12 protein-coding genes are annotated in these 13740 nt (G+C 53.0%); 8 read left to right on the plus strand and 4 right to left on the minus strand.

What is annotated here, in order from left to right; translation table 11 throughout:
- Positions 1-278: type II toxin-antitoxin system HigB family toxin (locus tag JIN87_RS23480; RefSeq protein ID WP_200358154.1), on the minus strand; the 278-nt coding region annotated here is incomplete at its 3' end.
- 331 nt (positions 279-609) lie between these two features.
- Between JIN87_RS23480 and JIN87_RS23485 the strand changes: the two genes are divergently transcribed.
- Genes JIN87_RS23485 through JIN87_RS29105 form a run of 3 tightly spaced genes read left to right on the plus strand, consistent with a single transcriptional unit; the run spans position 610 to position 3043 of the window.
- Positions 610-1329 (plus strand): E2/UBC family protein, encoded by a 720-nt coding sequence (locus tag JIN87_RS23485; RefSeq protein WP_200358155.1) that lies wholly within the window; start codon positions 610-612, stop codon positions 1327-1329.
- Positions 1329-2717 (plus strand): ThiF family adenylyltransferase, encoded by a 1389-nt coding sequence (locus JIN87_RS23490; protein ID WP_200358176.1) that lies wholly within the window; start codon positions 1329-1331, stop codon positions 2715-2717. The genes JIN87_RS23485 and JIN87_RS23490 overlap by 1 nt, the downstream gene beginning before the upstream one ends.
- Positions 2705-3043: a ubiquitination-like system serine protease family protein gene (locus JIN87_RS29105; protein WP_378924258.1), complete on the plus strand. Its 339-nt coding sequence runs from the start codon at positions 2705-2707 to the stop codon at positions 3041-3043. The genes JIN87_RS23490 and JIN87_RS29105 overlap by 13 nt, the downstream gene beginning before the upstream one ends.
- 35 nt (positions 3044-3078) lie before the next feature.
- Here JIN87_RS29105 and JIN87_RS23495 read toward each other — a convergent pair whose 3' ends face one another.
- Positions 3079-3831, minus strand: coding sequence for a nucleotidyltransferase domain-containing protein (locus JIN87_RS23495; RefSeq protein ID WP_200358178.1), 753 nt, complete (start codon positions 3829-3831; stop codon positions 3079-3081).
- A 78-nt stretch (positions 3832-3909) separates the two neighbouring features.
- Complete coding sequence (locus JIN87_RS23500; RefSeq protein WP_200358180.1) at positions 3910-5016, minus strand: DNA polymerase beta superfamily protein; 1107 nt, start codon at positions 5014-5016, stop codon at positions 3910-3912.
- Positions 5017-5192: 176 nt separating this feature from the next.
- On the opposite strand from JIN87_RS23500, the gene JIN87_RS23505 reads away from it, so the two are divergent.
- The 5 genes from JIN87_RS23505 (at position 5193) to JIN87_RS23525 (ending at position 11872) form a co-directional block, all read left to right on the plus strand.
- Complete coding sequence (locus JIN87_RS23505; protein WP_200358182.1) at positions 5193-8387, plus strand: ATP-binding protein; 3195 nt, start codon at positions 5193-5195, stop codon at positions 8385-8387.
- Between the two features lie 120 nt (positions 8388-8507).
- Entirely contained in the window at positions 8508-8894 is a 387-nt protein-coding gene (locus JIN87_RS23510; protein WP_200358184.1) for a cupin domain-containing protein, read from the plus strand.
- A gap of 40 nt (positions 8895-8934) precedes the next feature.
- Positions 8935-10317, plus strand: a complete 1383-nt coding sequence (locus tag JIN87_RS23515; protein WP_200358186.1) for an FAD-binding oxidoreductase — start codon at positions 8935-8937, stop codon at positions 10315-10317.
- A gap of 168 nt (positions 10318-10485) precedes the next feature.
- Complete coding sequence (locus JIN87_RS23520; protein WP_200358188.1) at positions 10486-10827, plus strand: ArsR/SmtB family transcription factor; 342 nt, start codon at positions 10486-10488, stop codon at positions 10825-10827.
- Positions 10828-10897: 70 nt separating this feature from the next.
- Positions 10898-11872, plus strand: a complete 975-nt coding sequence (locus JIN87_RS23525; RefSeq protein WP_200358190.1) for a GDSL-type esterase/lipase family protein — start codon at positions 10898-10900, stop codon at positions 11870-11872.
- Between the two features lie 105 nt (positions 11873-11977).
- On the opposite strand, the gene JIN87_RS23530 is transcribed toward JIN87_RS23525, so the two are convergent.
- Positions 11978-13648, minus strand: a complete 1671-nt coding sequence (locus tag JIN87_RS23530; protein WP_200358198.1) for a divalent metal cation transporter — start codon at positions 13646-13648, stop codon at positions 11978-11980.
- Positions 13649-13740: the final 92 nt, after the last annotated feature.

Below are 13740 nucleotides of genomic sequence, written 5' to 3' on the forward strand. Positions count from 1 at the left end.
CGTTTCTTCGAGTATTCGGCGTGTGTGCCTACCCATTCGACGAGAACGATTCCGTTTTGATAGCGAACCTTCACAACAAGACGGTAGTGGTTGCCTTTGATGTTGAAGATGACTCGGTTGTTAGAAAGGAAATCAGCGGATCTATAGCGGTCCTTGATGTCCTGTGGCGTCTTCCATTCTGCTCGTTCTACTTCGGCTCGCCATGTTCGGAGGGCGTCCTTTGAGTTGGCGTGCTTTCTGGTGAAGAGATCGATTTTGTCGGTACCGGTGAGACGCATTGAATACGTTAGTGGCTCTCTTCATCAGAATGAGACTTATAATGCAAGATCAATGTTCCCTTTTTGGGAATTTTAAAGTTCCCAAAGTGGGAACGGTAAAGACAGGGCAATATAGTGGGAACTTTTTGCTTGCCGCAAGGTGAGTAATGTGCCCTAGTCGATTACGAAAAAGGCCGCCACCTCGGCAAAGGTGACGGCCTAAAGTCAACAAACACCGGTAAGACCGGAGCGTGTTAAAGTGTCGAATCTTCAACGTAGCTTCAGTCGAGCCGGAATCAACACTAAACAAAAGGCAGCGCCAACGCGGATGCCTCTAAAAGTTGATTTAGCTATGGTTGAAGAACCGCACCAAAACGATGACGACGAAGTCATCGATCTAGAAGAACACGCGAAACGCGGTAAGAAGCTGCCATGTGGCAGAGTCTACCGTTATCGCGTCGATACCGAGTTTTTCAAAACTCGAGAGACAGAACTCACTGGAAGGGTGATTCTGACTCGCGCTGGTAAGGATCCTGATAGATGGCTCCTTAATCAAAAAATAAGAGGAAGTGTTATTACTGTAGGGCCGGATGATGTCGTGGATCTCACGACTCCCGGCCTTGAGCGTTTAATGACACTTCCTGTTGATCAGACTGAGGGCGAACTCCGAAAGGAGTTCGCTCTTCCTGAAGACGACGTCGACCAGCTTGATGCTGGTGGATTCGAGTGGGAAACCATTTTGGGTATCCGAGGCAAGAGATGGCTCATGGTCCATGGCTTTTCAATACCCGAAGGATACCGCCAAGAAATAGCAACTGTCGCTGTTTCTATTCCTCCTGGTTATCCCTCGGGTCAACTTGATATGGTGTGGGTAAGTCCTCGGCTTGAGTTGAATTCTGGGAATCAGATACCCGCGACTCAGCATTCTGAGATAGTTGATGGTAGGTCGTTCCAGCGATGGTCACGGCATTACACTCCGGCGAATCCTTGGAAGCCTGAATACAGTGTGGTGACTCATCTATTGCTGGCGCGTGCATGGTTCGCGCGTGAGCTGGAAAGGAGGGCTGCGTAATGAATAGTGCGACACAACTCTCACTACGCCTGACAGGGAAACAGCATTCTCGAATCAGAGATCACTTGTATCCAGGTGATGGATTCGAAGCGGTTGCTCTGCTTCTTTGCGGTCACAGAAATGGAAGTGCACGAACTGCATTGACGGTTCACGAGGTGTTCGAGATTCCGCATGAGTCGTGTGTTCGATCTGAGGATCGGGTGCAGTGGCCGATGGAGCTTGCTGTACCGTTACTTGAGAAAGCGATGGGGAAGGGGCTCTCTATAGTCAAAGTTCACTCTCATCCAGGTGGCTACTCAGAATTCTCTCCGGTTGATGATCTCTCGGATCAGGAGTTGTTTGAGTCACTCAAGTCTTGGACGGGTGATTTGCCCAACGGTAGTTTGGTGATGTTGCCGGATGGAGTAATGTTCGGTAGGGTTTCATCGAATGCGGGTTTTCAGAATCTACATCGAATATCTGTTGCTGGGGATCGTATTCGAGTCTTCGGAATCGAGGAAGCTATTGTTCGGGAGCAGGAACTAAGAACTGCACAGGCATTTGGGGCTGGTACTGTCTCGCTGCTTCGTCGATTAAAGATCGGTGTCGTGGGGTGCTCAGGTACCGGGTCTTGGGTATGCGAGTTGCTCGGTCGCCACGGGGTGGGTGAGCTCGTCTTCGTGGATCCCGATGTTGTAGAGTTGAAGAACCTGAATAGAATCCCTAACGCTACTCGAGAGGATGCGTTGGCTGGAGTTTCAAAGGTAGAGGTTCAGAAGAGGGCGGTGGAAGCTATGGGCTTCTCAACCCTTGTCTCTACCTATGCGTCTGACTTGATGAATGTTGAAGTCGTCGAAGCTCTGGCTGACTGCGACATCGTCTTCGGATGTATGGACTCTCATGACGGTCGCGATTTGCTCAATCGTATCGCTGTGTTTTATAACATTCCGTACTTCGATATAGGTGTGTCCTTGCACTCGGATGGTGAAGGAGGAGTCACCCATGTCGTTGGAAGGGTGAACTACCTTCAGCCAGATGGATCTTCGCTTCTAAGCCGTAAGCATGTTTCGGCAGAGTTGATAGATGCTCAGTCGTGTCTTAGAAGAAATCCGGACGAATACGAAGCTAGGCGCGGGGAGGGTTATGTTGCTAACGCTCATGTCGAAAGTCCGGCAGTAGCTGGAGTGAATAGCCTGTATGCTTCGCTCGCTGTGAACGAGTGCTTGGCTAGATTGCATGGTTATCGTGATGATGATCGTCATGACGAAATATGTATATGCCAGGTGAATACATATATGCAGACTATCCGGCATGAATTGCCTTGTCCTCGTCTCGCTAAGCGTGCGGGGAGAGGTGATTGTTTGCCGTTGTTGGATATCCCTCAGCTCGCAGAGCTATGCGTGACTTAGTTCGATTCAAGTTATTGACGGGGCGTCTATTCAGGCGTCCCTCCTTTGGAGAGCTTACCTATGTAGATGACTGGCCAGAATCCTTTAGGTCTGGTTGTGTATATCTCCAGGAAGCCCAGAATGGACCTTGGTCTTTAGCGTTTGTGTGTCCTTGTGGATGTGAGGAGGTGATCTACCTTAATCTGCTTCCTCAGAGTCGACCATGCTGGAGCATGAACGTGACTTGGTTTGGGGGTGTTAGTATCATACCTTCCGTTTGGAGAAAGAGAGGCTGTTTGAGTCACTTCTTCCTAAGAGATGGGAATGTTGTTTGGGCCAAAGACTAGGGGCTTTTCGATCTTTCCGTAAAACTTCTGAAGATTCAGCCAGTTGGCGTCCACTTGAGCATGAGCTCGTTGAGTGGTTCCCAGCTGGCTTTTTCTTTGGTGCCGGCGGGGAGGGTGTCGGCGACGGTTTGGTCGATCCAGTTTTTAACTACGTCCGGGGCTTCGATGATGAAGCCCTCCGCAGCGGTTTCCTTTTGCTTTTGGATTTTGGCGATCGCTTCGAGAACGTCTTCTGAAGCTAGGTCAGGGGTGAGCATGTCTTGGAAGACCGTTGAAGGCATGGACTGGTGCTTCTCGATCCAAAGGCAGGCGAAGAGGGGGCGTAGGATGTAGAAGAGCTTCTTTATCTTGATTTGCTGACCATCGAAATGATCGGCTGCCACGCCCTTGGCCATGCTGAGATAGTGATGCATGGCTTTCTTTGCATTGAAGAAAGCTGGAATCAATTTCAGGAGTTCGTTTTGGAAGGACTTCGGTGACCAATAGATAACCGGGCTGCCAAGCCATTCGTTGAGAGCGAGGTTGCAGGTAGCGAAGAGACGAAGCATTTTGGCGAGTTCCCAGCCGGATAGATCAAGGTCGTTAGGGAGCATGAGGTCTATGTAGTCATCTCGCTTTTGTAGCTGGAGATGCCAATCCTTTTGGTGAGCGTAGATGAAGCGTAGATCGTAGTCGCTATCTGGAGACGCGAATCCCCATGCTCGGCTGCCTGATTCGCAAGCGAAGAGCACTTCGATGTTTCGCTCTGCTTCAAGTTGTCGGATAGTGTCTTCTATTTGTTGGATCATTGAGCGAGTTTTTTGAACCACAGATTACGCAGATTTTTGGGGATGTTCTGAAGAAAAGTCTTTAGATTCGATCTGAGTCTATCTGTGGTTAAAACTAGATTCCCATGTGTTCGTGACTTCTTTGAGAAGAGCTTCCGCTTTTTCGAAGTCGAGCTCCTCTGGGAGGGTGCTCTGAGCTTTGAGTGTTGTTAGTTCCTCGACTAGTTGTTCAGCGTGTGTGATGAGGTCGTTGTAGGCGAATTTGCCTTGGCGGATGTCGAGGAGGAATTGCTGGTCATCGCCCTCGAAGCGAACTCTGGGTTCTCCTGTTTTGAGGATGGACTTTCCGCTGAGGAGGAGGCGGAAGGTGTGCATCATGTTTTTGGCGTCGTAGTCAGTCTCTCCTTTCTCCTGAGATTCCCAGCGAGCTTCGTTTCGGTTCTCTCTCCAGGTCCAGTAGTTGGCATGGTCGCGAACGGCTCGGTCGTGGGCTTGTTCGTTTACACTGAGCAAGCCAATACACTTGGTCATTTCGTCCTCAATTAGGATGGGTTCGCAAGCGAGTTTGCCACCGCGGAAGACACCCCTTGCTTGTGGACCGTAGTGGTAGAGGCGGTACATCGATGGGGAGTGTTCGAGTGCGGCGACGTGGCAGTGTTTAAGGTTGATGCCTGACTCCGTTAGAGTCTTGGGGCGATAGGGCATCTGGTCTTTGTCATCTCGTGGAATGAACCAACAGAAATCCTCGATATTGGGGCGTTCTTTCGGCTGTGGATTGTTGACCCACTTGTTTTGTCCCTTGGCTTTTTTGATTTGGGCAAGGGCGTATCCGATATGCGACTCGTATGCTTTCTGAGTAACGAAGAGCGAGCGTGACTTCTGGAGAAGGTCAAAGGCCGGCGTTTGAACACTTATGCATTCCTCCGGCATGAAGAGCAGCTCGATAATATTTGGATTCGCCCCAAGTACGAGTTCGAGAAAACGGGGCAGTGCGTAGTAAACTGTGTCGCCCTTCGCGTCCGAAATCTGTGGAGGCACTTCGTGAAGTGAGAGATAATCGGCGGCGGGAAGAACGAAGATACCCTTGATATCCACATCGCTGCTTTCCAACGACGTCCCGTACGCCTGGCTGCCAACGATGCTCTCAAAGATGATTGGGCTTCGAGAGTCTCCTCGTAAATCTTCGATTGTAAGTGGTTTAGGCATGTTATCTTGGATTGTGTATAGGATTGCTGAGGTACGTTTGTATGCCAAGGCGGTTTTGGAGCGGCGTTGATTACTTGGACGGACTTGGACCGGAGCAGCGCCCACGCCCTACCTTGTTTTCTGGCTAGCTTTCTGGATGGAGTTGGGCGATATTGCGGTTGCCTCTAATCCACTTCTTGCCACGCCAACTGACAGTTCGGCTGTTGGGCGAGTTTTCGCTCTTGCTCGACGGTTCTCCCTACACGGCGATCGATACGATACGCCTACGCGGCTTGCTGGCTTATTTGCTCGTGAAACGGGGGACGGCTTTGCAACGGTCTCGCTTGGCATTCGAGTTCTGGCCGGACTCGACGGAGAAGCAGGCTAAGACGAATTTGCGTCACTTGCTTCATGAGCTTCGCAAGAAGCTGCCGGATGCGGACTCGTTCATCGAGGCGAATGCGAAGACGATCGAGTGGAGGACGGATGGTGATGTCGATCTGGATGTGGATGTATTCGAAGGGGCGATGACTGCGGCTTTGCTTGCGTGCAAGCGGGGTGATGCGGCGATGACCACGATCCAATTTGAGAAAGCGGTTGCCGCTTATGGCGGCGATTTTTTGGCCGGACATTATGAAGCCTGGGCTGATGAATTGAGGGAGGAGTTGCGGCGAAAATACATCCAATCGTTAGAGGGGGCGGTGTCGTGCCATGAGTCTAAACGAAACTATGTTGAAGCGTTGTCCTTTTGTCAGACATTGCGGCAGGTCGAACCAACTCGGGAAAAGACGTATTGTTCGCTGATGCGATTGTATTCGCTGAGTGGTGACAGGGCGAAAGCTCTACAGTCTTACCGTGATTGCGAAATGGCTCTGAGGAGGGAACTGGATGTTTCTCCAAGTGAACGGACTGAAGCTCTGCATCGAAAATTGATGCGGGATGAACCCTTGGAAACGAAACGGAAGTCGTCGACTAATGTTGCGAACGAGCCGGAGTTGCCTTTGCAGGGCCGCTTGGCTGAGTGGGAGACGCTAAAGCAGGCTTGGGCGGAGGCCGAGTCGGGGCGGGCTCATTTGATCGTATTGGTGGGTGAAGCGGGAATCGGCAAATCACGCTTGGCGGAGGAGCTTTTTGTGGAGCTGGCTCGAGAAGGGGTGGCGACTTGCAAGACGCGTTCGTATTCGGCGGAAGGGCGTTTGGCCTACGCCCCTGTTTGCCAATGGATGCGTTCTTCCGTCTTGAAGCCTTCGTTGTCGGAGGTGGAACCTGTTTGGCTGACGGAGATTGCTCGGGTGATGCCGGAGATCCGTTCGGAGTTTCCGGATTTGCCGGAGTCGTCGGCTGAACAGGGAAATTGGCAGCGACATCTGTTGTTTGAGGCCTTGTCGCGGGTGATTCTGGCGAAGGATGAACCTCTGATGTTGTTGCTGGATGATATGCAATGGACGGATCAGGAATCGTTGGAGTGGCTGAGGTATTTGCTGCGTTTTGCTCCGAGAGGGCGGTTTTTGATTACGGGCACCATTCGTGAGGAGGAGTTAGCGCAGGATCACCCATTGCGTCATCTGATGTTGGAGTTACGCAGGGATGGTCAGTTGAGTGAAATACTGCTTGGGCCTTTATCCAGGGAGGAGGCATCTGACATCGCGGCGGGGGTGGCCGGACGAGAGTTGAGCGCTCGGGAGGCCTCGCAGCTGTACGAGGCGACGGAGGGAAATCCGCTGTTCGTGGTGGAGAGTGTGCGCGCTGGATTGCGGGGCGAAAAAGGGGCATCTCTTGATTCCTATGAAGGTTTGGATCTCGTGACGGTACCGCCGAAAGTGCACGCGGTGTTTGCCACGCGTCTGGCTCAGTTGAGTGGAGAGGCTCTGGAGTTTTCGCGAATCGCAGCGGTATTTGGGCGAGCGTTTACGATTGAAATGCTTCTCGATGTAAGCGGTGCGGAAGAGGAGGAGACGATACGCTTATTGGATGAGCTCTGGGAAAAGCGGATTATTCGAGAGCAGGAGGCGGGCTTGTATGACTTTACTCATGACAAGTTGCGTGAGGTGACCTACGAGCAGATCAGCACCCCGAAGCGGAGGATGCTGCATCGAAAGTCGTCTGATGTGTTAGAGAAGTTTTTCGCGGACGATTTGAACTCGGTCTCTGCTCAGCTTGCTTCTCACTACGAAGAGGCAGGCCAAGTGAGCAAGGCGATCGTCGCTTATCAAAACGCTGGGCGTTTGGCCAAGGAGTTGAATGCTAGTCGTGAGGCGATCCGCTTGTTTGAGAAAGCCCTTGCGTTACTGAAGACATTGCCGAGCTCTCGTGAACGGCTGGAGCTGGAGTTGGATCTGAATATGGATCTTGGTACGTGTCAGGTTTCTGAATACGGATATCATGCTCCTGGGGTTCAGCATATTTATGAGCGGTCTCAGGAATTGTGCTCCCAATTGGATCGGTCGACGACTCCTCCCGTCTTGCGAGCGCTTGCCCTCTACAATCTCACCACTGGCAGGTTACACAAAACTCTGGAACTCGGGGAATTGTTGGGGACGATATATGATGAGACCAATGACAACGTGTTGCTAGTCGAGTCGGAGTACGTTTTGGGCGTTGCCAATTTCTGGTTGGGAAATTTTGCGGAGGCTGCGGACAGGCTGCAGAATTCGATTGATTGTTACGACCCAGACGATCTGCATGCCCACCTGACGCTTTATGCGCAGGATCCCAAAGCGATTTGTGTCTGCCGTTTGGGATGGTGTCGCTATGTGCAAGGCCGCGAGGCGGAGGCGATCGAGTTGGTGAAGCGGTCGGTCGAGATCGGGAGCGAATTGAAGCATCCGCATACGGAAGGCTATGTGCTCTATTTTAGCGCCCAGGTTCTTGTGGAAGCAGGGGAGTATGACTTGGCCACTGAATTCATCGAGCGTTTCGACGACCTGAAAACGGATCACCAGCTTGGCTTTTGGGCGGTGCGAAGCGAGATGCTCAAAGGCTATATGGGCGTGGTCCGTTATCGTGATCCGGTGGCGATGGAGTTGTTTGAGACGAACTTCCGTCGCTGTGTAGATTTGAAGCCCACGATAAGCCTGTCTCTGTTTCTTGTTTATTATGCCGAGGCTTGTGTGTTGATGAGTCTGCCCAAGAGGGGACTGGAGGTCCTGGAGCAATACCGAAGTGCGGCGGCGGAGAGTGATGAGACGTTTTATAACGCGGAGCTTGCCCGGAAAAAGGGCGAGTTGCTTGAGCTTTGCGGAGAGGCAGCGGAAGAGAGCGAAGCCTTGTATCGGGAGGCGTTAGACTTGGCTCGTGCTCAAGGCGGAACGGTATTCGAACGCAAGGCTGCCGACAGTTTGCGAAGGCTTCGGGATAAGCAGGGAAATCGTTCTACAGCGGTGGAACGGTAAATATTCGGGATTTTTCCAAAACAAACTCTCTATGGAACGCTTAACAAACGCTTTGGGCGCTAGGCTGCTGGGGTAATTTCAACCACCTCGAACTTCTAACTCGAAAACGAAAGAATCCCCATGCGTATCAATAAGTCTGACGTGCCTGTTAAAATCGACGTTCCTGGAGCTGTCGCCCGCCAAGCTCTCGAATTTGGAGATGCCACTGGTTATAGCAAAATGGCCGGTGAATACTTCTCGATGGGAGCCGGAACCGATATCTCTGGCCTTCTCAAAGGCCTCGAAGGCGACATGTGCCAATCGCCCCATTGGGGCTATATGATCGAAGGTCACATGGTGATTTCTTACTCCGATGGGAGTGAGGAATATGCCAAGACAGGTGATCTTTTCTACTGGCCTGCAGGCCATACTGTAAGGGCGGAAGAGGACTCGGAGATTATCCTGTTCTCACCCCAGCACGAGCACTGCGCCGTAGTCGACCACATCCACGCTCAAGTCGCTGGCTAAGCGGCTTTTTCCAACGCAATCACACTTAACCCAACTTAATATGACCACGCTTGCCCAACCCAATATCGATTCGCTCAAAGCCTCCGTTCGCGGAGAGATCCTCCTGCCTGACGCTACTAACTACGATGAAGTCCGTGAAATTTGGAACGCCATGATCGATCGGCGTCCTTCGCTCATTGTGCGTTGTATGGGCGTCGCGGATGTGAAGGCCTGTCTTGCGTTTGCCAAGGAGTCCGGGATGGAAATCTCGATGCGTGGGGCGGGTCACAATATTGCCGGTACTGCTATCGCGGATGGACGCATGTTGATCGATCTTTCGAATCTGCGTTCAGTCACTGTTAACCCCTCTGCCCGTACAGTAACCGCTGGTCCGGGAGCGACTCTTGGCGATATCGATCATGAGACGAAGGAGTTTGGTTTGGCTGTGCCATTAGGGATCAATTCTACCACCGGAGTGAGTGGACTCGTGCTCGGCGGGGGTATCGGTTGGCTGACTCGCAAGCATGGGATGACTTCCGACAATTTGCTCTCGGCTCAAGTCGTGATGGCAGATGGGGAGGTGCTCGAAGCGAGTGAATCCGAAAATACGGACCTCTTCTGGGCGCTCAGAGGCGGCGGAGGGAACTTCGGCATCGTAACCCGTTGGACCTTCCGAGCTCATCCTGTTAGCATGGTAACTGCGGGCTTGGTTGTGTTTCCTGCGGAGGAACGCATGAGTGTTCTGCAGAAGTATCGCGAGTATGCTGTGACGCTTCCGAACGAAACTCCAGTTTGGGTCGTGCTCCGCCAAGCCCCGCCGCTTCCGTTCCTCCCTGAGGATGTACATGGAAAGGATGTGCTAGTGCTTGCCCTCTGCCACAATGGTGATTCGGCGGAAGGTATGGCGGTTGTGGATACGCTAAAATCGTTTGGCAATCCGGTAGGGGTGCACGCGGGTGAAATGCCGTTTGCAGGATGGCAGCAGGCGTTTGATCCACTCCTCACACCAGGTGCCCGCAATTACTGGAAATCGCACAACTTCACGGAGCTCTCGGATGAGTGCTTAGAAACTGTGATCGAGTATGCCTCTGCTTTGCCAAGCCCCGAGTGCGAGATCTTCTTTGGATACATCGAAGGATTCTGTAATGCGATCGACCCGACGGCGACCGCGTACAGCCACCGGCACACCAAGTGGGTCTTGAACATGCACGGCCGCTGGCAGGAGCCGAGTGACGACGAGTTCTGCATCCAGTGGGCCCGTGATCTGTTCGCTGCGACTAAGCCGCACGCTGCCCCCGGTGTGTACATTAACTTCCTGACAGGTGAAGAGACGGATCGAATCAAAGATGGCTTCGGCGTGAACTATGATCGTTTGGTCGAGGTGAAGTCGAAGTACGACCCAGATAACATCTTCAACTTGAATCAGAATATTAAGCCGAACTGAGCTCTTGAGGTAGCGTCCGGCCACCAGGCCGGACGAGGCGTGGGACAATGGCGCCCACGCCTTACCCGAGGGGGAGGCACGATCTATTCTGTATGGGTTTGAAAATTTAACCGAAGGGTTAATTTAAGGATATTGACGGGCGTTCCTGATTCGAGTTAGGTTAACCAAATGGTTAAGGAATGGCGTCTCGATCGAGTTTTTCATGCCTTGTCTGATCCGACGCGGAGAGGAATCTTGCAGGAGATTGCGAAGGGGAGTCCGTCGGTGGGGGAGTTGGGGAGGCCGTTTGAAATGTCAGCTCCGGCGATTTCGAAGCACTTGAAGGTGTTGGAGCAGGCTGAACTGGTGACAAGGGTGAAGGAAGGGACGGTGAATCGCTTTCGCCTCAATCCCGAGCCTTTTGCGGAGGTTAGGGATTTGCTGGAGGCTCTGACTCAGGTTTGGTTTGAACGCTTGGATCGTCCAGAAGAGGTCTTCGAAGACGACGAGTTGGAAGACCATTTGATATGAGCGTAGCGCTAAGACTCGAGCTGTATTCAGACTCATAGCTGGCGGTATGGTTTGCCAGGAGGCGTCGTTCATGGCAGTGCATTGCAGCATGACTTCCCATTGCCCCTCTGTCGTTCGAAAGCTGGTTCAGCGAGTGACTATTGTCGCTGCCTTGTTCTTCGTTTGCTCTGCAACCGCTAGGGAGAGGTGGCTGTTTCTCGGAGACAGCATTACGCAGGCGGGCCACTATGTGGATTATGTGGAGACTTGGTTTCTGTTAAACGAGGAGGACGCTCCGGAGATTCTGGGATTAGGGCTATCTAGCGAAACTATTTCAGGGCTTTCCGAGCCGGATCATCCTTATCCGCGCCCCTATGTGCATGATCGACTGGACAAGGTTTTAGAGCGGGTGAAGCCAGATTTGGTGTTTGCCTGTTACGGGATGAATTGCGCGATCTACCATCCCTTTTCGAAGGAGCGTTTTAATGCGTATCAGCGAGGAGTGAGGAAACTGGTCAGGAAGGTTCAAAAAGCGGGAGCCGAGGTAATCTTGCTGACGCCGCCACCTTACGCGGGCCGTGTTAAACCGAAGCCGGGACCAAGCGAAGGCGAGCCTTATGGATACAAGACACCGAGTCCTGACTATAACGAAGTGCTTGGTCGCTATGCGGATTGGATTCTGACGTGGCAGGGAAAAAAGGGGGTCCGGGCGTATTCGGTAAGAGAAGGAATCGAGGCCTATATGGAAAAGTGCTACCCGAAAGAGCCGGTGCACCCAAATGCGTTTGGCCACTACCTGATGGCTGAGTCGCTATTGGAAGCGTTGGGTAAAGAGTCAGGCTCGGAGCTTTTGGATACGGGGGTGAGTACGCGGGACGAAGATGCCCGATGGACGGAGCTTTACCAGCTCGTGAGCCAGCAGCGTAAGGCTTACGATATGGCTCTCATGAACGATATTGGCCATGGGAATCCAGGGGTGATGAAGCGAGTGAAGTACTCGCTCGCGGAGGGGGAAGCGAAGGCGGCGGAGCTGGAGAAAGAGATTCGAGCGTTGTTGGATGAGTAGGGCTGCCGCTTGCGGCAAGCCGCGGAAGCTGGATCTTGCAACGCGGTGCGGCGCAAGCGCCGAACCTACTTGGAAGGTTGTTGCGGACGGCCCGGCGGTCCGTCCCTACCTCTTTTTAGCCATGTAGATCTGGCCGGCGATGACGGCTACTACGAAGCCAACGAGGCCTACGGTTCCAATTGGGAATCCGAAGAGCACCTTGGTGGTGGCGGTGTAAGCGGCGGCCGATCCGGTGATGATGAGCGATATGCCCATGAGCACGTTCCATAGGACGCGTTTGCCGCCTTGTGGTAGTTCGTCTCCCAATACGCTCTTCGAATTCATCATGAGGAAGAAGGCGAGGAAGGAGATTGGCAGGAAGATGTAGCCGATAGTGGAGGTTACGATTGCTAGGAAAGCTTTCGACCCGCCGCTCCAGAGAAGGGGCCAGAGGATACCTGTCCCTCCGCAAAGAATGCCTACCTTGTGAACCATTCCTCCGTGGGGGACTCCCAGCATTTCCGAGAAGACGAAGCCGGAGATTAGCATCAGCATTGAAATGGTGGAAAGCGCCATAGCAAGGACGCCGATGCCGAAAACGGTGTTAGAGAAAGCCTTGTTCTCGGTGAGAGTTGAGAGGGAGTTGGCGAAGGCTCCGGTGTCGCGGTTGATGAGAAGGGCGGCGATGCGTTTTTCGCCATCACTGAGGGTTGCGGAGAAATCTGGATTCGCTGCTGCTGCGGAGTCGCGGCCGGCGATCATGCCGGAGTAAGCTCCGTAGCCTTTATTGGTTTCGTCGACTTGAACGATGCCGTTTTCTTCGATGAGCAGACCTTCGAATGGCTTGCCGTGGAACATGTAGGCGGCGGCGATCACGACGCAGGAGACTGCGATCACAAATGGGATGACCATGCCGGTGGAGAGGTCGAAGATGGCGAGGCCACGGTGGTCCTTTTTCCAGCCTTTGTTGAGCATTGAGTAAGGGAGCAGGAAGGTCATGTTGATTCCAACTGCAGCTGAAGCGGCCCCGATGAGGCGTGTCCGTTGGGCGGATACGATTTGCTCGGTCCAGTAGTCGCGTGCTTCCGGGTCGAGTGTGGCGAGGAATGCTTCGTAAGTTTGGGCAGGGCGGAACCAGGTGCCGAAGTCGGGGATGAAGCCGACTAGGACTTCGCCCATGGAGAAGTCTTCGGCGGAAGTGGCGAGCTTGATGACAACGCCCATGAAGCTGATGACGATACCGGCGACCACGATCTTGAGCGTCCATTCGTAGATCTTGATGCCGAGACCCTTGCTGCCGTAGCAGAGGGTGATGCCAGTCACGATGGCGAAGATGATGATCGATACGAGGTACTTGCTGCCGTCGCCCGTGGCGTTGGCGAATGCCTCTGGCATTAGGTTTTGGCTGAGCGCTGCGTAAGCGAGAGAGTATTGCGGGAGGACCCAGACGAGGTTCGCCATCATGGAGGCGATGAGCCAGCCCCAGGCGAGCACAGGGTTGATGTTATCCTTAAGGGAGCGGAAAGGGGAGGCCTCGGTGGAGAGGGTGACGTAGGAGATGGCCGAGAGCATGATGACCCCCATGATCATCGCGAGCATCTGCACCCACATGAACTCGTAGCCGCCGATGACGCCAAGGAAGAGCGCCCCGGAAAGTGAACCGCCGCCGAGGGTGATCGCGCTTTGCAACCAGCCCGGTCCGGAGAGTTTCGTGTAGGTTTTGAGGGTCGCGAGTCCGCCTTCTTTTTTGGCGTCACGAAGCATTTCTAGCTCTTGGGAGGCTCGATCTTGGCTCATTAAGTCTTGGGGGGCTGAGGGATTGTGAGTTGCCTAATTTTAGTAGGATAAACAGGCAACTAGGCAAATTGAATGTAGCAGCTTTTGCCAAC

Source organism: Pelagicoccus mobilis, assembly GCF_016595505.1.
Taxonomy (GTDB): domain Bacteria; phylum Verrucomicrobiota; class Verrucomicrobiia; order Opitutales; family Opitutaceae; genus Pelagicoccus; species Pelagicoccus mobilis.

Excerpts from the sequence above, each read along its gene's own strand:
- JIN87_RS23520 (WP_200358188.1), top strand. The coding sequence starts at position 10,486 with ATGGTTAAGGAATGGCGTCTCGATCGAGTTTTTCATGCCTTGTCTGAT.
- JIN87_RS29105 (WP_378924258.1), top strand. The coding sequence starts at position 2,705 with ATGCGTGACTTAGTTCGATTCAAGTTATTGACGGGGCGTCTATTCAGG.
- JIN87_RS23530 (WP_200358198.1), bottom strand. The coding sequence starts at position 13,648 with ATGAGCCAAGATCGAGCCTCCCAAGAGCTAGAAATGCTTCGTGACGCC.
- JIN87_RS23500 (WP_200358180.1), bottom strand. The coding sequence starts at position 5,016 with ATGCCTAAACCACTTACAATCGAAGATTTACGAGGAGACTCTCGAAGC.
- JIN87_RS23485 (WP_200358155.1), top strand. The coding sequence starts at position 610 with ATGGTTGAAGAACCGCACCAAAACGATGACGACGAAGTCATCGATCTA.
- JIN87_RS23495 (WP_200358178.1), bottom strand. The coding sequence starts at position 3,831 with ATGATCCAACAAATAGAAGACACTATCCGACAACTTGAAGCAGAGCGA.
- JIN87_RS23490 (WP_200358176.1), top strand. The coding sequence starts at position 1,329 with ATGAATAGTGCGACACAACTCTCACTACGCCTGACAGGGAAACAGCAT.
- JIN87_RS23515 (WP_200358186.1), top strand. The coding sequence starts at position 8,935 with ATGACCACGCTTGCCCAACCCAATATCGATTCGCTCAAAGCCTCCGTT.
- JIN87_RS23510 (WP_200358184.1), top strand. The coding sequence starts at position 8,508 with ATGCGTATCAATAAGTCTGACGTGCCTGTTAAAATCGACGTTCCTGGA.
- JIN87_RS23525 (WP_200358190.1), top strand. The coding sequence starts at position 10,898 with ATGGCAGTGCATTGCAGCATGACTTCCCATTGCCCCTCTGTCGTTCGA.